Annotated in this window: 20 protein-coding genes and 1 pseudogene; 12 read left to right on the forward strand and 9 right to left on the reverse strand. The window is 67.7% G+C overall.

Going from position 1 to position 18,827, the window contains the following annotated elements:
• Positions 1–50: 50 nt before the first annotated feature.
• From ACIBH2_RS02220 to ACIBH2_RS02230, 3 genes are all read left to right on the forward strand, one after another.
• Positions 51–464, forward strand: a complete 414-nt coding sequence (locus ACIBH2_RS02220) for a VOC family protein (RefSeq protein WP_397112491.1) — start codon at positions 51–53, stop codon at positions 462–464.
• A gap of 80 nt (positions 465–544) precedes the next feature.
• Positions 545–985 (forward strand): YdeI/OmpD-associated family protein, encoded by a 441-nt coding sequence (locus tag ACIBH2_RS02225; protein WP_397112493.1) that lies wholly within the window; start codon positions 545–547, stop codon positions 983–985.
• Between the two features lie 137 nt (positions 986–1,122).
• Positions 1,123–1,740 (forward strand): DUF4203 domain-containing protein, encoded by a 618-nt coding sequence (locus ACIBH2_RS02230; RefSeq protein WP_397112495.1) that lies wholly within the window; start codon positions 1,123–1,125, stop codon positions 1,738–1,740.
• A gap of 8 nt (positions 1,741–1,748) precedes the next feature.
• Here the strand turns inward: ACIBH2_RS02230 and ACIBH2_RS02235 are convergent, their stop codons facing one another.
• Positions 1,749–2,993 carry an MFS transporter gene (locus ACIBH2_RS02235; RefSeq protein WP_397112497.1) on the reverse strand — a complete coding sequence of 415 codons (1,245 nt, stop codon included), beginning with the start codon at positions 2,991–2,993 and terminating at the stop codon, positions 1,749–1,751.
• A gap of 107 nt (positions 2,994–3,100) precedes the next feature.
• Between ACIBH2_RS02235 and ACIBH2_RS02240 the strand changes: the two genes are divergently transcribed.
• Positions 3,101–3,616 (forward strand): Lrp/AsnC family transcriptional regulator, encoded by a 516-nt coding sequence (locus ACIBH2_RS02240; RefSeq protein WP_397112499.1) that lies wholly within the window; start codon positions 3,101–3,103, stop codon positions 3,614–3,616.
• 53 nt (positions 3,617–3,669) lie between these two features.
• Here the strand turns inward: ACIBH2_RS02240 and ACIBH2_RS02245 are convergent, their stop codons facing one another.
• A complete protein-coding gene (locus tag ACIBH2_RS02245; protein WP_397112501.1) occupies positions 3,670–4,119 on the reverse strand; it encodes a winged helix-turn-helix transcriptional regulator in 450 nt (149 codons plus the stop codon).
• A 131-nt stretch (positions 4,120–4,250) separates the two neighbouring features.
• Between ACIBH2_RS02245 and ACIBH2_RS02250 the strand changes: the two are divergent.
• A pseudogene (locus ACIBH2_RS02250) lies at positions 4,251–5,000 on the forward strand (MFS transporter); the annotation flags it as partial.
• A 324-nt stretch (positions 5,001–5,324) separates the two neighbouring features.
• Here the strand turns inward: ACIBH2_RS02250 and ACIBH2_RS02255 are convergent.
• Together ACIBH2_RS02255 and ACIBH2_RS02260 are read right to left on the reverse strand one after the other, a co-directional pair.
• A complete protein-coding gene (locus tag ACIBH2_RS02255; RefSeq protein ID WP_397116782.1) occupies positions 5,325–6,083 on the reverse strand; it encodes a DUF4328 domain-containing protein in 759 nt (252 codons plus the stop codon).
• Positions 6,065–7,708: a glycoside hydrolase family 13 protein gene (locus tag ACIBH2_RS02260; RefSeq protein WP_397112503.1), complete on the reverse strand. Its 1,644-nt coding sequence runs from the start codon at positions 7,706–7,708 to the stop codon at positions 6,065–6,067. The genes ACIBH2_RS02255 and ACIBH2_RS02260 overlap by 19 nt, the downstream gene beginning before the upstream one ends.
• Before the next feature lie 170 nt (positions 7,709–7,878).
• Here ACIBH2_RS02260 and ACIBH2_RS02265 point away from each other — a divergent pair, with 170 nt between their 5' ends.
• Together ACIBH2_RS02265 and ACIBH2_RS02270 are read left to right on the forward strand one after the other, a co-directional pair.
• The gene (locus ACIBH2_RS02265) at positions 7,879–8,913 is read left to right on the forward strand and encodes a LacI family DNA-binding transcriptional regulator (protein ID WP_397112505.1); all 1,035 of its coding nucleotides are present in this window, start codon (positions 7,879–7,881) and stop codon (positions 8,911–8,913) included.
• A gap of 102 nt (positions 8,914–9,015) precedes the next feature.
• Positions 9,016–10,326: a glycosyltransferase 87 family protein gene (locus tag ACIBH2_RS02270; RefSeq protein WP_397112507.1), complete on the forward strand. Its 1,311-nt coding sequence runs from the start codon at positions 9,016–9,018 to the stop codon at positions 10,324–10,326.
• A gap of 7 nt (positions 10,327–10,333) precedes the next feature.
• On the opposite strand, the gene ACIBH2_RS02275 is transcribed toward ACIBH2_RS02270, so the two are convergent.
• Positions 10,334–11,191, reverse strand: a complete 858-nt coding sequence (locus tag ACIBH2_RS02275) for an alpha/beta fold hydrolase (RefSeq protein WP_397112509.1) — start codon at positions 11,189–11,191, stop codon at positions 10,334–10,336.
• A gap of 138 nt (positions 11,192–11,329) precedes the next feature.
• Here ACIBH2_RS02275 and ACIBH2_RS02280 point away from each other — a divergent pair, with 138 nt between their 5' ends.
• Together ACIBH2_RS02280 and ACIBH2_RS02285 are read left to right on the forward strand one after the other, a co-directional pair.
• Positions 11,330–12,268 carry a phosphatidylinositol mannoside acyltransferase gene (locus ACIBH2_RS02280; protein WP_397112511.1) on the forward strand — a complete coding sequence of 313 codons (939 nt, stop codon included), beginning with the start codon at positions 11,330–11,332 and terminating at the stop codon, positions 12,266–12,268.
• A gap of 15 nt (positions 12,269–12,283) precedes the next feature.
• On the forward strand, positions 12,284–12,757 hold the full coding sequence (locus tag ACIBH2_RS02285) for a nuclear transport factor 2 family protein (RefSeq protein WP_397112513.1): 474 nt from the start codon (positions 12,284–12,286) through the stop codon (positions 12,755–12,757).
• Here ACIBH2_RS02285 and ACIBH2_RS02290 read toward each other — a convergent pair.
• A complete protein-coding gene (locus tag ACIBH2_RS02290) occupies positions 12,715–13,284 on the reverse strand; it encodes a hypothetical protein (RefSeq protein WP_397112515.1) in 570 nt (189 codons plus the stop codon). The genes ACIBH2_RS02285 and ACIBH2_RS02290 overlap by 43 nt on opposite strands.
• Positions 13,285–13,291: 7 nt before the next feature.
• On the reverse strand, positions 13,292–13,813 hold the full coding sequence (locus ACIBH2_RS02295; protein ID WP_397112517.1) for a hypothetical protein: 522 nt from the start codon (positions 13,811–13,813) through the stop codon (positions 13,292–13,294).
• A gap of 240 nt (positions 13,814–14,053) precedes the next feature.
• On the opposite strand from ACIBH2_RS02295, the gene ACIBH2_RS02300 reads away from it, so the two are divergent.
• Positions 14,054–15,109 (forward strand): hypothetical protein, encoded by a 1,056-nt coding sequence (locus ACIBH2_RS02300; RefSeq protein WP_397112519.1) that lies wholly within the window; start codon positions 14,054–14,056, stop codon positions 15,107–15,109.
• A gap of 74 nt (positions 15,110–15,183) precedes the next feature.
• Here ACIBH2_RS02300 and ACIBH2_RS02305 read toward each other — a convergent pair whose 3' ends face one another.
• A complete protein-coding gene (locus ACIBH2_RS02305; protein WP_397112521.1) occupies positions 15,184–15,987 on the reverse strand; it encodes a hypothetical protein in 804 nt (267 codons plus the stop codon).
• A 92-nt stretch (positions 15,988–16,079) separates the two neighbouring features.
• Here ACIBH2_RS02305 and ACIBH2_RS02310 point away from each other — a divergent pair, with 92 nt between their 5' ends.
• Entirely contained in the window at positions 16,080–17,006 is a 927-nt protein-coding gene (locus tag ACIBH2_RS02310) for an alpha/beta fold hydrolase (protein WP_397112523.1), read from the forward strand.
• Complete coding sequence (locus ACIBH2_RS02315; protein ID WP_397112526.1) at positions 17,000–17,737, forward strand: MerR family transcriptional regulator; 738 nt, start codon at positions 17,000–17,002, stop codon at positions 17,735–17,737. Before ACIBH2_RS02310 ends, ACIBH2_RS02315 begins: the two co-directional genes overlap by 7 nt.
• 19 nt (positions 17,738–17,756) lie before the next feature.
• On the opposite strand, the gene ACIBH2_RS02320 is transcribed toward ACIBH2_RS02315, so the two are convergent.
• Positions 17,757–18,647, reverse strand: coding sequence for an alpha/beta hydrolase family esterase (locus ACIBH2_RS02320; protein ID WP_397112528.1), 891 nt, complete (start codon positions 18,645–18,647; stop codon positions 17,757–17,759).
• Positions 18,648–18,827 lie beyond the last annotated feature (180 nt).

Genomic DNA, 18,827 nt, shown 5'->3' on the forward strand with positions numbered 1-18,827 from the left:
GTCATACCTATTGACCGGCAATCCCACGCCGATGTGACAAAGGAGAAATCATGAAAGCGAACGTCAGCTCGATCCTGCTCGGTGTCGCCGATATGGAGAAGTCCAAGCGGTTCTACACCGAGGGTCTGGGGTGGACGATCAAGAACGACTACGGCGTCTCGGTGTTCTTCGAGTCCGATGGCGGCGCACTCGTCGGCTTCTACGGCCGCGAGGGCTTGGCGCAGCAGGTGGGCACGAATCCGGAGGGGAGCGGCTTCGGCGGCCTGGTGCTCACCTATGTCGTGCGCAGCCAGGAGCGTGTCGACGAGATCATCGCCGAGGCCGAGAAGGCCGGTGCCACGATTCTCAAACCGGCCGGGGCGCTGCCGTGGGGCGGGTACGGCGGCACCTTCGCCGACCTGGACGGCTACATCTGGAGTCTCGCCTACAGCGCCAAGGCCGCGGATCAGCCTTACGCCGAATAACCCGCTCGAGCGATAGTCTCGAGATCAATAGGACCGGCCGGTCGGGTCCGTCGTGAGCCAACTGCTGTCAGGAGGGCATCATGAAGTTTCGGACATTCGTCGAGCCACCGGAGCCCATGCGAGGGCTCGAGGTCCCCGAAGAGGTAGTGGACGCCCTCGGCGCGGGCAAGCGACCGAGGGTGACCATCACCATCAACGGCCACTCCTGGCAGAGCCGAGTGGCGATCATGCGCGGCCGCTACCTGCTCGGCCTGAGCAAGGCCAACCGGGAAGCCGCCGGTGTCGCCACCGGCGACGAGGTGGAGGTCGACCTGGAATTCGACGCCGATCCCCCGGCCCTGGTCGAACCGCCCGAGCTCACCCGCGCCCTGGACGCCGACCCCACCGCTCGCGCCGCCTACGACAAGCTCTCCCACAGCCGCAAACGCGTCCACGTGCTCAACATCGAGAAGGCGAAGAAGCCCGAAACGCGCACGCGGCGGGTCGAAAACGTCATAGCGGAGCTCCACGGCGGACAGTAGGCCCAGGGTGCGCCCGCGGCACTCATCTCACCGAACCCGAGTGCGTGCGCGGAGGATTTCACCCGCGGCGTGTGAGGTCCCAGCGCCTGCGGTTCCGTAGCGTCGGCGGGCACAGTCGGCTGGTCGAGAGGAGTCTCATGAACGGGATCGTGGTCGTCCTGGTCGGTGCGCTGCTGTGTTTCTACGGGATCCGGTCGGTGCACCTGGGGATCCTCGCGATCGGGTTCGGGCTCGGCTGGATGATCGCGGACCTGTTCGAGGCATCGTTCACCTGGCTGGTATTGATCGGTTCGATCGGGGCGGTGTCCTCGTGGGTGGTGACGTCGCTGGTGTTTCGGTTCGCGACGTACTTCATCGGTGGGCTCTCCGGCGCGATGATCGGCACGAAGTTGGCGACGGTGCTGCAGCCGGGTGACAAGAACTGGGCGTTGAGCATGATCGTCGCGGCCGCCGTCTGCGTGTCGGGTGCGTTCCTGGCCAACAAGTTTCGTGCGCGGGCCCTGCTGTGGCTGACGTCGATCGGCGGCGCGAGCATGATCCTCAGCGGTCTGGGCCGGATGGATGATTCGCTGGCCTTCCTGCGCCACCCGGACCCGGGCTGGCAGCAGATCACCGCCACGCTGTCGTGGATCGGCCTCGCGGTGCTGGGGTGGATCACGCAGCGTCACCTGTTCGCCGAGAAGCTCGGCATCCAGCACCTGGTCGGAGACGACTCCGACGAGCGGCGGTACAACGGCGGCTGGCCAGCGGGATAGCCCGTCCGCTAGGACGCTGTCGGACGATCGACTGTTCGGTACAGGGCGATCACGGGAACGATGAGGATCGCGAGCGATACCGTCGCGACGAGGCCGTAGCCGCCGGTCGCGAACAGCAGGGTGGAGGCCACCGTGGCCGCCGCCGACCCGCCCCACACCCGCGTCTCGACCGTGCCCTCCAACCGCACCTGGTCGATCGGGGGCAGATTGCCCGAAATCACGTGGCTGGCACCGATATAGGCGAGATTCCAGCCGTACCCCAGAGCGAACAGCACGAGCGCGAGGGCTGGGCCGCCGGACGCGATGACCACGGTGATCGACGAAAACGTCAGTAGCGCAAGGCCGGTCGCGATCAGCGCGCGGCCGCCGAAACGGTCGCACAGCAGACCCGACAGCGGTGCGAGCGCGAACATGCCGAAGGTGTGGACCGAGATCATCGCGCCGACGGTGTGCAGGCCGTGGCCGTGTTGGTGCACGGCCACGGGCGCGGCGGTCATGATCATGGTCATCACCGCTTGGGCCGCCAGCATCGTGGCCAGCGCCAGACGCATGGGGGCGCGATGCGACGGCGGAACCACCGGTGTCGGCGACGTCGCCACCGGCAGCAGCGGAGTCACTGGCAGCTCGGCCACCGTATGCGTGGTCATCGCCCGCGGTGCCACGGCATCGGTGCGCGGCAGCGACGCCGCCGCCAAGGTCGCCAGCGCTACCGCCCCAGCGCCCAGCGCGAAGATCCCCGCACCGGGTGCGTACCCCGCCGCCGACGCCACCGCCGACATCGGGGCCAGCAACAGCGGACCACCCACGGCCCCAAGGGTTCCCGCCCACACCACCACCGCCAGCGCCGTCCCGCTGCGCCGCGATCCCACCTCGGCGGCCGCGTAGCGCGACAGCTGCGCCGCCGCGTTCCCCATTCCGAGCAGCGCCATGCCCGCGACGAGCACCCACGGCGTCGTCGTGGAGAACATGGCGAGCACCCCACCGGCCGTCCCCGCCGCGTACCCGGTCACCAGACCCGCGCGTCTCCCCCGCCGCGCCATCACCGCGCTCAATACGGCGGCCCCGATCGCGGTGCCGACCACCCCCGCCGCACTCGGCAGCCCGGACCATGCCGCGCCCCACGCCTCGGCCGCGACCAGCGTCCCCATCGTGCTGGCCGTCACCATGGCCAGGCTCATCGACGCCGCCCCGAGGAACAATGCCGTCAGCCACCGTCGTTCCCGTGTCGGTTCGTGCGTCTCGATCGCCGTCATGCATAACAACGCTAGAAGCCGGGCGAGGGTGAAAGAATAAGCCGATCAAGGCGATTCGCCTTCCATGGCTGTCGTTCGCAATGCGATCGCGAGGTTTCGGTTTACGGATGAACAAACCCCTGGACGACACCGATTGGCGGATCCTCGCCGAACTGCAAGCCGATGGCCGCCTGTCCTACAACGAACTCGCCCGCCGCGTTCACCTCTCCGCCCCCGCCGTCGCCGATCGCGTTCGCCGCCTGGAGGATTCGGGCGTCATCACCGGCTACGCCGCCCGCGTCGACCCGCGCCGCACCGGTATGCCCGTCCTGGCGTTCATCCAATTGCGCTGTGCCCTCGGCCGCTGCCTGCTGAAAACCAGTACCGCCGAGGACTATCCGGAGGTCGTCGAGGTCCACAAACTCAGCGGCAGCCACTGCACCCTGCTGAAGGTCCGCACCGCCTCCCTGCACCATTTCGAGGGTCTCGCCGAGCGCATCGGCGAACACGGCACCATCGACACCCACATCGTCCTGTCGACCCAGTACGAAGCCCGCGCGATCGTCTCGGTGGACGTCGATCGCCCCGTCACCGATCCGACGGGCTGGCCGAGGGATTCGGATCAGCCGCGCACCTCGAGCTGACGGTGAGTCCCTCCGCGTAGCACGTGTTTACGCGGCCAGCGGCGCGAGCCGTGTCAGCCGACCTTGTTGACGCGGGTCGTCGTCATCGCGAGGGGTTCGCCGCGCTCGGAGGCCGGGCGCAGTTCGGCGACGGGACCGCCGTCGAGGTCGGTCAGCGTCGAGCGCGGTTCGTCGGCGGTGAAGGCGTGCCGCTCGCCCCACTGCCGCAACGCGACGATGGTGGTGAACAGGTCCCGTCCCGCGTCGGTCAGTTCGTAGACGTGGCGTTTGCCGCCCGGGGTCGGCGCGGTGGTGAGGATGCCGTGCTCGACGAGGCGGCGCAGACGGTCGGTGAGGATATTGCGGGCGATGCCGAGGCGCTGTTGGAACTCGGTGAACGCCGCCGCGCCGTCCATGGCGTCGCGCACGATCAGCAGACTCCACCGATCGCCCACCAGGTCGACCGTGCGCGCCACGGGACAGGTGGGGTCGGTCCACTCGCGGCCGGAATCGGGCGTCGGCATCGCACTCCTCGCGATCGGCTGCAATTCGAAACCATTATGCCCTACGGTTCGAATGGTTTCATTTTGCTACCAAATTGGAGGTTGTGGTGTCGACAGAGGTCACCCGATCGCAGCGATTGCTCCTGGCGCTGGTGTGCGCCACGGCGGTGTCGACCATCTACGCGATCCAACCCGTCCTGGCCAGGGCGGGAAGCGATCTCGGAGTCGATGCCGCCGCACTGGGCTGGCTGGTCGCCGCCGGGCAGATCGGCTACTTCCTCGGCCTGATCGTGCTCGTCCCCCTCGGCGACGTGCTCGACCGCCGCGCCCTGATGACCACCCACCTGCTGCTCACCGCCCTCGGATGCGCCCTCGTGGCCGTCGCCCCCAATGCCGTCCTCTCGATCGTGGGCCTCGCGGTCGCGGGCCTCTTCGCCGTGGTGGTGCAGGTGACCGTCGCCTACGTCGCCGCCCGCTCCGACCCGAGCGAGCGCGGCCGCGATATCGGTGCCGTCACCTCGGGCGTGGTGATCGGCATTCTCGGAATCCGCGTGCTCGCGGGCGCATTGGGCGACACCGTCGGCTGGCGCGCGATCTACGCCCTGCTCGCCGCGGCGTGCGCGCTGCTCGCACTCACCACCCGAGCGCGCCTGCGCCCAGACCCGCGCACCGCCGACACCCGATACACGCGGGTGCTGGCGTCGATGGCCCGGCTCGTCCGCACCGATCGCCTGTTCCGGAACCGAGCACTGATCACGTTCTTCCTCTTCGCCTCGTTCGGCACCCTGTGGAGCGGCTTGGCCCTGCCCCTCGGAGCCGCCCCATGGCAGCTGAGCACCGCCGAGATCGGCCTGTTCGGTATCGCCGGTCTGGCCGGAGCGCTCGGTGCCGCCCGCGCGGGCCGCTGGGCCGACAGCGGACACGCCTCCCGCGTCACCACCTGGTCCCTCGCGCTACTCGCCGCCTCCTGGCTTCTGATAGCCCAAACCCGCTGGGCCCTATGGCTACTCGTGCTCGGCATTCTCGCCCTCGACTTCGCCATCCAAGCCGTCCACGTCACCAGCCAACACCTGCTGACCACCGCCCACCCCACCCGCGCCAGCAGCGTCATCGGCGTCTACATGGCCTGCTACTCGCTGGGCTCGGCCCTCGGCGCGATCACCACCGCCTGGGCCTACACCCACGGGGGCTGGTCGGCCTCCTGTGTCCTCGGCGCCGTCTACGCCCTAGCTGCCTTGGCGCTCAGCCGATCGGATTTCCTGCCAGCCCTGCACGCGAATCATGATGGCCCCCAAGCTGATAGCGGCCACCGCGAGCGTGCCGGAGATCAGCACCTCCACGACGATGAGGCTCCAGCCGCCCTGTGGCCCCATGGTGGTGACGTAGTAGTCCTCGGTGGTCTCGCTCTCCCATTCGGGAGCGCTCAACCGCACGCTCACCCAGGTGAGCACCCAGGTCGCCAACCAGGCCGTCCACCACACGCCGACCAGCGGGCTGGCGGGACGGGCGCGCAGATCCCGTGCATCGGAGGGCGTTCGGGGATCGCTCGCGCGGACGATATCGGACATGATCATCTGCGGGAACCACGCGTTGACCACCGGACAGAACCAGCCGCCGATCACCCACCCGCGCGAGCGGCGATGGCGTGCCAGACACAACGCCTCGGCATTGAGCCGCGCGCGCCACATCCAGACGATGAACAGAACGGCGCTGGCGAGCTGTAGCAACAGCCACACAACTCCGATCCACACCGGCGACTGCCACTCCCCCTCCTCGGCGCGGCTGTTCTCGAAGTCGGCGTAGGTGATGCCGTCGGCGATCGCACTGACCAAGGACATCACCACCGAGGCCGCGATTGCCGCGAGGGTCCACGTACCCAACGACGCCAGGGGTCGCAGACCGCGCTGCCCGAGCATGGCTTCTCGTTCCTGAGACATTGTTCGATTCCTTTGTAACCAGGGTGTTTTCAGTTGTGTAGGAGCCATGCCGACGCATCCGGCGGCAGTGTGTGACCGAGTCCCGGCAGCGAGGTCAGTGCGATAGTGAGATCCGTGGGCAACGCGAGTTCCTCGGGACCGGTATTGACCCAGCACTGGGCGACGCCATTGGTGAACGCGAGCGCGCCCGGCGGGGTGTCGAGCCATTCGATCGCCGGTGTGGGAGCCCAGTGCGCCCGCCGCAGCGCGAGCGCCTCGCGGTAGAGCGTGAGGAACGACCTGGGGTCGGCCGACTGGGCGGCGACGGTGCGATCACCCCAGGTCGCGGGTTGGGGCAGCCACGGCGGTTCCACCGCGGGGTCGGGCGAAAAGCCGTACGGCGGAGCGCTGTCGGCCCACGGGATCGGCACCCGGCAGCCGTCGCGACCGACATCGGTGTATCCCGATTGGGCCCAGGTCGGGTCGCGGCGCGCCGCACCGGGCAGATCTTCGACCTCTTCCAGGCCCAATTCGTCACCCTGGTAGACGTAGGCGCATCCGGGCAGGGCGAGTTGGAACAGCGCCGCGGCGCGGGCGCGGCGTCGGCCGAGGGTGTGATCGGGTGTCTCGTCGGCCCATCGGCCGCGGTCCCATTCGGATCCGATCTCGGTATCGGGTTGTGTACGCGCATAACGGGTTACGATCCGCGTCTCGTCGTGGTTGGTCAGCACCCAGGTGGGCGCCGCGCCCACGACCGTGGCCTGGGCGACCGCGTCGTCGACGACCGCGCGCAGATGCTCGGCCCGCCACGGGGAACGCACCAGATCCATCTGGAATGCCGAGTGCAGCAGGTCTTCTCGCAGGTAGCGGGCCAACCGAATATTGTCGCGGACATGCATCTCGCCGACGAATACCTTTGGCGGCGAATAGGAGTCGGCGATAGCGCGCCAGGGCCGGTAGAGCTCGGCGGTGCCGTCCTGGTCCCATGCCGGATGCTCGCAGATACGACTCAGCCCCGCACCGCGCACCCCGGCGTCCGGTAGTGCCGGGTCCTTGACGAGCCCGTGCGCCACATCGATGCGGAACCCATCGAGCCCCCGGTCGAACCAGAAGCGCAGCGTGCGTTCGAAATCGGCACGCACCTCGGGATTTTCCCAATTGAGATCCGGTTGGGCCGGTGCGAACAGGTGCAGGTACCACTGCCCGTCGGGGACACGAGTCCAGGCCGAACCGCCGAAGATCGATTCCCAATCGTTCGGCGGTGCCTCGCCGTGCACACCCCGACCGGGCCGGAACCAATAGCGCTCCCGCGCACCTGGATCACCGCGCAGCGCCGCCCGGAACCACGCGTGCGCACTGGAGGTGTGATTGGGCACGAGGTCGAACAGCACCCGCAACCCCAGCGCGTGGGCCTGTGCGATGAGCGCCTCGGCGTCCTCGAGCGTGCCGTAGGAGGGATCGACATCGCGGTAGTCGGCGACGTCGTACCCGCCATCGGCCATCGGCGACGGATAGATCGGGGTCACCCACAGCGCATCGACCCCCAATTCCGCCAGATAGTGCAGCCGCGCCCGCAGTCCCGCGAGGTCGCCGACCCCGTCGCCGTCGCCATCGGCGAACGAGCGCGGATAGACCTGGTAGATGACCGCCGATCGCCACCAGGCATCGCCGGAAGAAGTGGTCGCCGGGTTCATGAGCCGTCACCTGCAACACGAAAACGAAGGGATTCGACGACAGTCGATACAACGATAATTGCGCTGCTCCCGCTGCCGGTCAAGGCTGCGCCACAACGTAATTTCCTGCTTTTATAGGTGATCTTCATCGTCGATGTACGCAACTTTTTGCGTCATCTACAGTGGATGCCGTGAGCCGAAAACAGGTCACCCTCGCGGATATCGCGGCCCGGGTCGGCCGCGATGTCTCGATCCCCACCGTCTCGCGTGCCCTGCGCAACGAGCCCGGCGTCTCCGGGGAACTGCGCGAACGCATTCGAAAGGTCGCCGAGGAGCTGGGCTATATCGCCGCCCCGGAGACCACCGGCCGCGTCGCGGTCATCACCCCCGTGGTCGACACTTGGTTCTACTCGAGCGTCCTCGGCGGCATCGAATCCGAGTTGCGCACAGCGGGATTGGACCTGCTGCTCTACTGCCTGCCCACCGCCGACCAACGCACGGCCTTCTTCGCCGCGCTACCGCACCGGCGCAAGGTCGACGCCGTGATCGTCCTCGCCGCGCCGATCGCCAACACCGACCGCGACCTGCTCACCGCGCGCGGCTATCCGGTCATCAGCGTCGGCGCGCACACCGAGGGTCTGCCCACCATCCGATTCGACGATCACGAAGCCGCCTGCAAAGCCGTCGGCCATCTGATTCACCAGGGACACAACCGCATTGCCATGATCCGCACCGAATCGGTGGAGGGCACCGCCTGGGATGCCGACCGCCACCGCTACCGCGGCTACCGCGACCAACTCGCCGCCGCCGGACTGCCCTTCCGTGCGGACTACGTCGTCTCGGTGCGCTGGGGTCTCGACGAGGGCGGCGCGGCCATGGACCGACTGCTCAATATCGACGAACCCCTGCCGACCGCCGTGTTCTGCCACTCCGACGAGGTCGCCGCCGGAGCACTGCGCAAACTCCGCAACGACGCGCGCCTGCCGGTCCCCGAATCCATCTCGGTGGTCGCCGTCGACGATCACCCGATCGCCGAGATGATCAACCTGACCACCGTCGCCCAACCCGCCCGCCGCCAGGGCGAACGCGCGGCCCGCGCGGTCATCGACCACCTCGCCGGGCGCACGCCCCTCGACGCCGCGTCGACGGTGCTGCCCGCGCGTCGCCTGGTCTTCCGAGGCTCCACCGCGCCCCCGCCCAACGACCCGACCGTCGCGAGGCGCTGACCCGCGAGCCCCGTCCCGTTCACGGCCCGCGGTGTGCGGTCGAGCCGGATGGTCACTACGGTGGTCCCCGCAAGCGGAAGCCCGAAGCAATGGGGGTCAGGCATGTCAGTGGCGGTCGAGCGGCTCGAGGTCTCGAATCGGGGTGCGCCGCCGCGACGTGCCATCCCGGTGAGCGTGGTCTGGGCGGTCTCGATCGTGGGTGTGCTGGCGGGCGGCTACTACATTCAGCAGGTCCTGGCCGCGCCGACCATGATGATGCACCTGATGGATCTGGGCACCTACGAGATCGCGGCGCAGCGGGTCGTGGACGGCGTCTCGGTCTACGACAGCCCCCTGCGCGGCAATACCCGCGGCGTGTGGGAATTCGTGTACACCCCGTTCTCGGCGCTGATGTTCGTGCCGCTGGTCGCGCTGCACGGCACGGTGTTCACCTGGGTCGGCGCGCTCGCCAATTTCGCCATGCTCACCGGCTCGGTCTGGGCGACGCTGTCGCTGCTCGGGTACCGCCGCGATCGGCGACTGCTGCTCATCGGCCCGCCCCTCGCCGGGCTGCTGCTGTTCTGCGAACCGATCCGGCAGACGATGGCTTTCGGGCAGGTCAATATTCTGCTGATGCTCATCGTGCTGGTCGATATGGCACTGCCCGATTCCTCGCGCCTCAAGGGCGTCTTGACCGGTATCGCGGCCGGAATCAAGCTGACCCCACTGTTCTTCGTGCTCTACCTGGTGGTGACGGGCCGAATTCGCGCCGCCGCCACCGCCATCGGCGCACTCGTCGCCACCATCGTGGTGGGTGTGGCCGTGCTGCCGAAGGATTCGCTGACCTTCTGGAGCGGTGCGTTCGCCGACCCCACGCGGGTGGGTGTGCCGGAGAATCCGCAGAACGAGTCGCTGCGCGGCATGATCGCCCGGTCCCTGGGCACCGCCGGGGAGTTGCAGGTGCTGTGGTTCCTCGCGGTGCTCGCGCTCGTCGCCGTCTGTCTGCTGCTGGCGCGGCAACTCTCGGCGACCGGTCGAGAACTGCCCGCTGTGGTCCTGTGCGGTCTGACCACCACCGTCGTCTCCCCCTACAGCTGGATCCACCACTGGGTCTGGCTGGCCCCGCTGCTGATCTACCTGGGCCATCTGGCGCTGCGCCACGGCGGCGTGCTCGTGCCGACCGCACTGCTGCTGGTGTTCGCGGTGACCTCGGGGGGCGTCTTCGAACTGCTCGGCCTGCACTACGGCAGCATTTTCGATATTCCGGCGGGTCGACTCGGCCTGTTCACCCACAACGCCTACATCTGGTTGACCGTCGCGCTGTTCGCGGCGACCGCCGTGTGGCTGCACCGCAGCGGCGGTGGTACGGTGATCACCAAGATTCCCGTCCGATTCCGGACGAAGAAAGTATCTGTAACCGACGGTTACACATAAATCCCGCTCACGTAATGCGGTCGAGGAATGTCCGGATCAGCCCCGTGACCTCGTCCAAGTGCGTCTCCAGCAGCCAGTGCCCGCCGTCGAGGATGTGCAACTCCGCCTCGGGATGATCGCGGTGATAGGCCCGTGCCGCGCCCTCGGGCATATAGCCGTCGTGGCGGCCCCACACGATCAGCGTCGGTGGCCGGTGCTCGCGCAGATACGCCTGCTGCTTGGGAAACCACGACACCGTGTGGCGTTGATCGGCGAGCAGATCCACCAGATGCGCCCGCCGTTCGGGCGTCATGCGCGCCCACGACAGCGTCCACAGATCCGGGCTCACCCGGTCGACCAGATGCTCGGGCAGCTCCCCCACGAACTCGCCCCGGAACCCCTCCAGGCTCACCGCCTCGGCGAGCGCGGCCTTGCCCTGCTCGGTCGGATTGTTCCAGAACCGTTTCAGCGGAGCGTATTTCGGCCCGTGCTCGTCTTCGTAGATATCGCCGTTCTGAATGATGAGCCCGCGCACCCGCCCCGGCGCGTCCATGGCCAACCGCAACCCGAACTGCGAACCGTAGTCGTGCAGATAGATCGCGTACGAGGACAGACCCAGCGCCTCGGTGAAGCGGCGCAGGAACTCCGAGTACCCGTCGAAGGTGTAGGAGAAGTCCTCGGGTGTCGCGCTGTACCCGAAACCGGGCAGGTCGGGCGCGACAGTGCGCCAGCGGTCGGCGAGCGCGGGCATGAGATGGCGGAATTCGAACGACGACGACGGATACCCGTGCGGCAGCAACAGGACCGGCGCGTCGGCGGGACCCGCCTCGCGGTAGAACGTGTCGATTCCGTCGACGGTGATCCAACGGTGGCCGATATCGCGCATGCCGAATTCCTCCTTCGTATCCTCCCCCACGCGTACCCGGTCGATCGTGTCTCACACGGGGTCGCGCGAAGTGGTACGAGCTGGACGGTTTCGCACGCGTCCGGTCCGTGACGTGTCCGCACAGGGCACAATCGCGGTATGAGCGCTGCCGATCGACTATGGGATCTCGGGTACGCGGCGGGCTGGCGGGTGGTGCGGGCACTGCCGCAACGCGTCGCCGTCCGGCTCTTCGATACCGTCGCCGATCGCGCGGCGCGCCGCGACGGCGGACCGAAACAATTGCGGCGCAACCTGTCCCGCGTGGTCGGCGTTCCGGCGGAAGAAGTGCCCGACGATCTGGTGCGGGCGAGTCTGCGGTCGTACGCGCGGTATTGGCGCGAGGCGTTCCGACTACCGGGGATGGATCCGGTGACACTGGCGCAGCGCATCGAGGATTGCGCCCAGGGCGTCGAGCACATCCACACCGCCATGCGCGCGGGGCGAGGCGCGATCCTGGCGCTGCCGCACAGCGGGAACTGGGATCTGGCGGGCGTGTGGGTGGTCCAGCGCGTCGGCCCGCCCACCGTGGTCGCCGAACGGCTCCGTCCCGAATCGCTGTACCGCCGTTTTGTCCGCTTCCGTGAAGGTTTGGGATTCGAGCTGATTCCGCTCTCCGGCGGCGCGACCCCACCGTTCGACCTGCTCGCCGAGCGCCTGCGCGCGGGCCGCATAGTCGGCCTGCTCGGCGAACGCGATCTCTCCGGCACCGGTGTGCCCGTCACCTTCTTCGGCGAATGGACCCGCATGCCCTCGGGCCCCGCCCGCCTCGCCATCGACACCGGCGCGCCCCTGCTGCCGGTGCACTGCTGGTTCACCCCCGACGGCTGGGGCTTCTCCATCGGCGCGCCCATCGACACCTCCGGCGGAGTCGAGCGCGCCACCCAACTGCTCGCCGATCGCTTTGCCGCCAATATCGCCGCGCATCCGGCCGACTGGCATATGCTGCAACCGCTGTGGACCGCGGACTTCTCTCCGGAACACTTGGCGCGCATGGAATCTCGACGCCGACAACGCGCGGCCCGCGAGGCGACGGACTGAACGACGGAGGCCCCCTTGCTGTCCCTACAGGAAATCTCGGACCGACTCGAAATCCAGGACCTCATGGTCCGGTACTCGCATGCGGTGGACACCCAGCAGTGGGACCTGCTCGACGACATCTTCACCGCCGACGCGCATATCGACTACACGGCCATGGGTGGACCGTCCGGTGACCTGGCGGCGACCAAGAAATTCCTCGCCGAGGTGATGCCGAATTTCCTGGCGTTCCAACACCTGGTCAGCAATTCCGCGATCAGCGTGGACGGCGACACCGCGACCGCGCGCACCATGTGCCACAACCCCATGATGGTGCCCGGCGGCGACGGTCGCGACCAGCTCATGCTGTGCGGGCTGTGGTATCTGGACACCTTCACGCGCGTCGACGGCCGCTGGTGGATCCAGCGGCGCGTCGAGGAGAAGAGCTATATGTTCGTGGCGGCGCCGAATCAGCCGCCGGTGGCGAGCAACTGGTCGAAGAAGGCGCGGTAGCCGCGCATGGCCTGACGCAATTCCTCGGTATCGCCGGAGTCCTCGCGCGACCACCGACCCTCGAGCTTGCGCTTGCGATCGGCGCAGGTCTCGGTGAGCTGGCGCAGCGCGCCCTCGACGAGTTCGTCGGCGCGCGAGACCGCGTCCTGCGGATTGTCGACGAACAGACCCTGCACCTCACGCCACTGCATGCGCAGCCGTTCGACCTCGGAGACGGCGATCAACGGCTCCCCGGTCTCCAGCGTGGGTGTCGACGGAGCCCGATGGGTGCCCAAATCACGCTCGGGGCCACCGGATTTCACAATGCGCTCGTCGGACTGGTCGGGGCGCTGGATCGCCTCGGTCGCGCCGGTGCGGTCGGCGGTCCCGGCGTATCCGGCGCGCTCGGAACCGGCGGCGTAGCCGGACTGATCGCCCGCCCCGGTGCCGGGTTGATCGGCGGCGTGCGGTGCGACGCGCTGATCATCGGCGGTGGTGTCGTCGACGGGCGCTTCGTTCTTCTTGTTGCGGTCGGATCCGATTCTCATGGCTGTCTCACTTGTTGTGGGTGGAATGGTGGCCAGCGCCGACGAGGAGGTCCTGGAACAGCTCGCGATAGTGCACGATGGCGGTGCGCATATCCTCGGTGGAGGCTCTCCCGCTGGCGGCCGCGGTGGCGATGTCGTGGGCGGTGCGGTAGTGCCCGACCGGCTGCGCGTGCTCCACCGACAGGTCGGCGACCTGCTGCTCGTAACTCTGGGTGGGATAGCCGCGGTCGGCCATGATGGCGATGACCAGTCGATCGGCCGCGCCCAGCGCCTGCGGCGGATCGTCGATGAACTGCTCCTGCACGCGCGACCATTCCATCTCGTAGCGCTGCTTCTCGTGCTCGGAGAGTTCGCGCAGATTCAGCTCCGAATGCCGCCGCTCCCGTTGCGCCAGTTCTCGTTCGGCCGCGCGCCGATCCTCGGCCTCCTGGACGGTCCGGTCGTACTCCGGCCCGAATTTGCTTTTCAGTCGGCGACTGCGCCACATCGGCCGTAATGCGAACGCGGCCACCGCGACAACCGCCGCCACTATCAGAATTATGATTACTGCCCATACTGCACCCGACACCTGAGACCTCCTCGTAGAGCCGGTCGTTACAGCTCAGGTAATGCCTCGTCATGCGGTGTTCAAACGCGGGGTGCGGCGCGTGCGGGGGAAACGATGGGCGCGTCGGAGTCACCACCAAGATCACGAAAACCGTTGTGCGACCGTTCGGTTCGACCGTCGAATTCGACCGGTCGCGGTGTCGGCTCCGCGTACCGTGAGCCCATGAGCACCCGTACCCCCGGCTCGAGAATCCGTGCGGCGGTGGGCGATCCGCGCCAGAGTGGTCCGGCCGCCACGCCGCGCCAGGACGCCGTGACGGCGGCGCTGTCGGCCTGGTTGGTGGGCGGGCTGATGCTCGACGCGTGGGCGCATTCGAATGTGCCGGAGCTGGAATCGTTCTTCACGCCGTGGCACGGGGTGTTCTACACCGGGTTCGCGGCGACCGCCGCGTGGATCCTGCTGCTGGTGTGGCGCAATATCCGCCTCGGTGCGCGCGGGTTCGCGGCGGTGCCGCTCGGTTACCGCGCGGCGGTGGTGGCGATTCCGGTCTTCGCGCTCTCGGGTGTGGCGGACTGGTCCTGGCATACGGTGTTCGGTATCGAGCAGTCCATCGACATTCTGTTCAGCCCAAGCCATCTCGGACTGGTCGCGGCCATGTTCATCATCGTCACCGCCCCGGTGCGCTCGGCCCTGGCGCGGACCGAACTGCCGTCGACCCTCGGCGCGCTGTGGCCCGCACTGCTCGCCTGCGGGATGGCGGCGGCGCTGGTACTGCTGTTCCTCGAATACGGCAATGCGATCGTCTACAGCGCCGGAGCCATCGTGTGGTCGTTCTCCACCGACCAGGGCCCTGATATTCGGCGTTTGGCCGCCGGAATGGTCATCACCAATATCGTGCTGTTGACGCCACTGCTGTATCTCGCGCGATATTGGCGGTTGCCCTTCGGTGCGGCGCTGCTGGTCATCCTGCCGTCGGTTGTCTTGTCGGGGGCCGAGACCGCCGTCGAGAACCTCGGGGTGTTGATCGGATTCGCTTGCGGGGCACTGGGTGTGGACCTGTTGGCGCAGTGGATTCGGCCGACGGGTGAGCGGCGGGGTGCGTATCAACTGTTCGCCATCGTGGCCCCGTTGTTCCTGTGGTCGTTGTACCTAGGGGTGGCGTCGTCGTCGGTGGGGCATCCGCCGACGATTGTGGAGTTCTGGACGGGTGCGCCGGTGGTGGCGGGGATGGTGGGGTGGTTGGTGAGCGGGGTGTTGTTGCCGCGGAGATTGGCCTGAGCGGTCGAAAATCGTCGTTGCAGGGCGTTTTTCGGTGTGGGCGGGCGATTTGTGACCGCTCAGGCTCACCAGCCCTAACGAACCCAACAGCTGGCACCATCACTGAGGTTCCACCACGACACAAACCCAGAATCCCGCCCACCCACGCGCCACTCAGCCTCCAGCGCATCGAAGAACGCCCGATCCCCCGTCTTCCCACCCCGCGGCTCCCCGATATAGACCACCCGATCCCCTCCCGCCCGCCGATACGACGCCAGCGCCTCCGACGCCATGGCGTTCTCCCACCCCGGCGGCCACACCAACAGCAGCACACACTGCGCCCACTCGGCCCCGGTGAGCTCGGCCAACTCTCCCAGATCCCCGACCGGATGCCACGTCGCCCGCTGCCCAGCGGTCCCCGGGAACCAAATGTTCTGCCGCTCATCGGGTGGCTCGCGATCGACGGCGAGGACGTCGAGGCCACGCTCGGCGAGTAGGTGCGCCCAGTATCCGCGTCCGGCCCCGATCTCGAGCACCCGCCGCCCTTCGCTGACCTCCACCACCCATTCGAGGGTCTCCGGCGCGGGTACCGCGTAGGCGTAGGCGGCTTGCAGTACGGTCTGCGCGAAGGCGAGTCGCGCACTGGCACCGGCGACGACGCGCCGTCCCCGCACGAGGCTCACGGACGGGGCGACGATGTCCCAGTACGGGTTCGCGCTCTCCCCACCGGTCATGTAGTGCAGCAGGCGCAGATCGAACGCCCCGTCCCCGCCGGGCAGCTGCTCGGCCGCCGCGAGATACTCCGCGACCGCCGGATAGGTATTGCGGAATCGGCGCTCGTCGGCCAAGAGCGCCGCCAACTCCGCGCGCCGCTCGGGCGACAGCCGAAATTCGCTCACCTCTCGATTCTCGTCTCCTCGACACTCGTGCGCCGCGAGCCGTCGTCGAGGTGCTTGACCTTGACCCTGCGTCAGGGTTGGAGGCTGGGCGCATGACGAACAACAGCACTCTCACCGCGCCGATCGGCGAATTCCAGGAGCTCGACGGCCGCCGAATCTTCGTGCACCGGGCGGGCGGCGGCGGACCGGCCGTGGTGTTCCTGCCCGGCGCGAGCGCCGTCGGACTGGACTATTACGGTGTCCAGCAAGAGGTTTCGCGGTTCACCACCGCCGTCGTGTACGACCGAGGTGGTAGCGGCTTCAGCGATCCACTCCCGCTGCCGCGCACCGCCACGGCCGTCGCCGCCGAACTGCGGGAGCTACTGCGCGCTCAGCACATCGAGGGGCCTTATGTACTCGCGGCGCATTCCCTCGGCGGGCTCTACGCGCACCGTTTCGCACAGCTCTACCCGCAGGACGTGGCGGGAATGGTGCTCCTCGATGTGCTGCACCGTGACTGGGACGAATACATGCCACCCACAGCGAGTCTGGCCGCCGCCGAACGAATGGGTCCCGGGCCGGAGCAACTCGAGCAACTGCGCCCGGCCCTGTCTGTGATGCACACCGAACTGCTCGCGCATTTTCCGGAACACATCCGGACGCCGCTGCTCGAGGCCAAGGACAGCGATGAATGGCTGCGCACCGGCCTGGCCGAGCGGCGCGGATTGGTCGAGCTCGCCACCGAGCTGCGGGCCGGACCGGGGTTTCCCGATATCCCGCTGATCGCAATCACCGTCGTGGGCACCGATCCCACGCAGCCGATGCTGACCGCACCGGAGATCAACGACGCCAAGATGCGCATGGACGCGGCCGTGGTGCGCGCGGTGACCCACGGCGAACAGCGCGTTCTCACCGACACCCTGCATCATCGGCTCTGCTTCGACCGCCCCGACGCCGTGGTCCAGGCCATCCGCGATGTCGTCGACCGGGTGCGCGCCCCTAGACTCGGCGCGTCCCCGACGAAAGGTGAACGGTGCTGACGATCGGCCAACTCGCGGCGGCCGCCGGGGTGACCGTGCGGGCCGTGCGCCACTACCATCACGTCGGCCTGCTGCCCGAACCCGAGCGCGATGCCTCCGGCTACCGCCGCTACGGCGCACAGGCCGCGGTGGACCTCATACGCATCAAGACCTTGGCCGATGCCGGGGTGCCGTTGGCCCGCATCGACGCGCTGCTGCACGCCCCACCGGCCGAATTCGCCGCGGCCATCACCGATATCGACGCCGAATTACGGCGTAAGATCGACCAGCTCGAGGAGAACCGCACCCGGATAGCCGAATTGGCCAGCGGCGAAGGGCTTTTCCTGCCGCCCGAGGTGGTCGCCGTACTGGATCGGATGCGGGGGCTCGGAGTGAGCGAACAGCGGGTGCGGCTCGAGCGCGATGCGTGGATCCTGCTGCGGCCCGTGGACCCCCGCGGCGTCGCCCAACGCGTTCGAGAGAAGAACGCCCTCCTCGACGACCCCGAGACCGTGCGGCTGCTGCTCGCGAGTGATGAAGCGGTGCACTGGGATCCGCGCGATCCCCGCTTGGACCACCTCATCGAGGACCTGGATGCCTGGGAGATCGCTCACGAACGCGACGGCGGCCCACCCGGGAACGCCGAGCTGACGATCTCCCGTATCGCCGAGTCGTCACCGGCCTGGCAGCGCATCGTGGAGACCCTCGCCCATCGCGCGCAACGCCGCCGCACAGCCGCATCCGAAGGCTGACGGCGGCGCGCGCTACCCGCTAGAAGGGTCGCGGGTTGTTCTGGAACAGCGACCACATGCGATTGTGCATATCGGTGCGGCGGTCACCGGTCGGATAATTGTGCTCGCCGTTGCCGTAGACGCGCCAGATCACCTTGGTGCCATTGCGGCAGTCGAAGCGCTTGCCGTCCTTCACGTCGTAGCCGGTCTCGGTGGTCCATCCGATACCGCATTCCCGATTGACCCAGCGCCATTGCTCCTGGTGTTTGTTCATCAGCTCCATCATGACGGTGTCGTCCTTGTCGCCCACGAAGAGCCCGAAGGACACCGGTCGATTGGGATTGCAGTCGCCGACATAGGGCACGGTCGGACCCGGACCGGCATAGACCGCGCCGGAAGCGAATACATCCGGTGCGTTGCATGCCATTCGCGACGCCATTTGGCCGCCGTTGGAGTGGCCGACGATATGGACGCGGCTCGGTGTGACGCAGTAGCGCCCCCGGATTTGGCCGACGACATTGCGCAGGAACGGAACATCCGCCGAATTGCTCGCGAAATCCCAGGAGTAATTGCCGCCACCGTCGCTCTTGCTGCCGCGCGGATACGCGACGATGAACCGGTGCTGCCTGGCCATATCCGTCCACCCGGTCTGGCCCTCGAACGTGAGGGGGTTGTTCCGGCCCCCGTGCACGGAAACCACCAGTGGCGCACCGGTACTCGGAATGCCCGCGGGCACGTATATCCAGTACTTCCGGTCACCGATGGTGCGCTCCTCCGTCCTGGCGGTGGCCGTGGTCGAGCACGCCGCCGCGATCGCGTTCGGATCCTCGAGTATTTCCTCATCGGCGGCCGCGGTCGGCATAGCGCCGAACGCCGCGAGGGTGAGTAGGGCGCACAATGCGGCAAGAACGACCCCGGGCCGTAGCCGCATCGGCACAAGGCGAAAACCAAATAACTTCACATCCGAAGACGTCGGTGCTGTAGCCACCGAAAATCCCTTCACTCCAAGCACTTTCGAAGGGCTCACGGTAACCAACACGCCTGATCTTGTCTCGCATTGCGAGACCCCCAATTTTACTGTGGCATATCAGCTATGCCACAGCATCGGACC

The sequence above is a fragment of the Nocardia sp. NPDC050406 genome (assembly GCF_044459025.1).
GTDB lineage: Bacteria > Actinomycetota > Actinomycetes > Mycobacteriales > Mycobacteriaceae > Nocardia.

What these genes read in the sequence shown, in the direction of transcription:
- ACIBH2_RS02220 (WP_397112491.1), top strand. Translation starts at nt 51, where the DNA reads ATGAAAGCGAACGTCAGCTCGATCCTGCTCGGTGTCGCCGATATGGAG.
- ACIBH2_RS02225 (WP_397112493.1), top strand. Translation starts at nt 545, where the DNA reads ATGAAGTTTCGGACATTCGTCGAGCCACCGGAGCCCATGCGAGGGCTC.
- ACIBH2_RS02230 (WP_397112495.1), top strand. Translation starts at nt 1,123, where the DNA reads ATGAACGGGATCGTGGTCGTCCTGGTCGGTGCGCTGCTGTGTTTCTAC.
- ACIBH2_RS02235 (WP_397112497.1), bottom strand. Translation starts at nt 2,993, where the DNA reads ATGACGGCGATCGAGACGCACGAACCGACACGGGAACGACGGTGGCTG.
- ACIBH2_RS02240 (WP_397112499.1), top strand. Translation starts at nt 3,101, where the DNA reads ATGAACAAACCCCTGGACGACACCGATTGGCGGATCCTCGCCGAACTG.
- ACIBH2_RS02245 (WP_397112501.1), bottom strand. Translation starts at nt 4,119, where the DNA reads ATGCCGACGCCCGATTCCGGCCGCGAGTGGACCGACCCCACCTGTCCC.
- ACIBH2_RS02255 (WP_397116782.1), bottom strand. Translation starts at nt 6,083, where the DNA reads ATGGCTCCTACACAACTGAAAACACCCTGGTTACAAAGGAATCGAACA.
- ACIBH2_RS02260 (WP_397112503.1), bottom strand. Translation starts at nt 7,708, where the DNA reads ATGAACCCGGCGACCACTTCTTCCGGCGATGCCTGGTGGCGATCGGCG.
- ACIBH2_RS02270 (WP_397112507.1), top strand. Translation starts at nt 9,016, where the DNA reads ATGTCAGTGGCGGTCGAGCGGCTCGAGGTCTCGAATCGGGGTGCGCCG.
- ACIBH2_RS02275 (WP_397112509.1), bottom strand. Translation starts at nt 11,191, where the DNA reads ATGCGCGATATCGGCCACCGTTGGATCACCGTCGACGGAATCGACACG.
- ACIBH2_RS02280 (WP_397112511.1), top strand. Translation starts at nt 11,330, where the DNA reads ATGAGCGCTGCCGATCGACTATGGGATCTCGGGTACGCGGCGGGCTGG.
- ACIBH2_RS02290 (WP_397112515.1), bottom strand. Translation starts at nt 13,284, where the DNA reads ATGAGAATCGGATCCGACCGCAACAAGAAGAACGAAGCGCCCGTCGAC.
- ACIBH2_RS02300 (WP_397112519.1), top strand. Translation starts at nt 14,054, where the DNA reads ATGAGCACCCGTACCCCCGGCTCGAGAATCCGTGCGGCGGTGGGCGAT.
- ACIBH2_RS02310 (WP_397112523.1), top strand. Translation starts at nt 16,080, where the DNA reads ATGACGAACAACAGCACTCTCACCGCGCCGATCGGCGAATTCCAGGAG.
- ACIBH2_RS02320 (WP_397112528.1), bottom strand. Translation starts at nt 18,647, where the DNA reads ATGCGGCTACGGCCCGGGGTCGTTCTTGCCGCATTGTGCGCCCTACTC.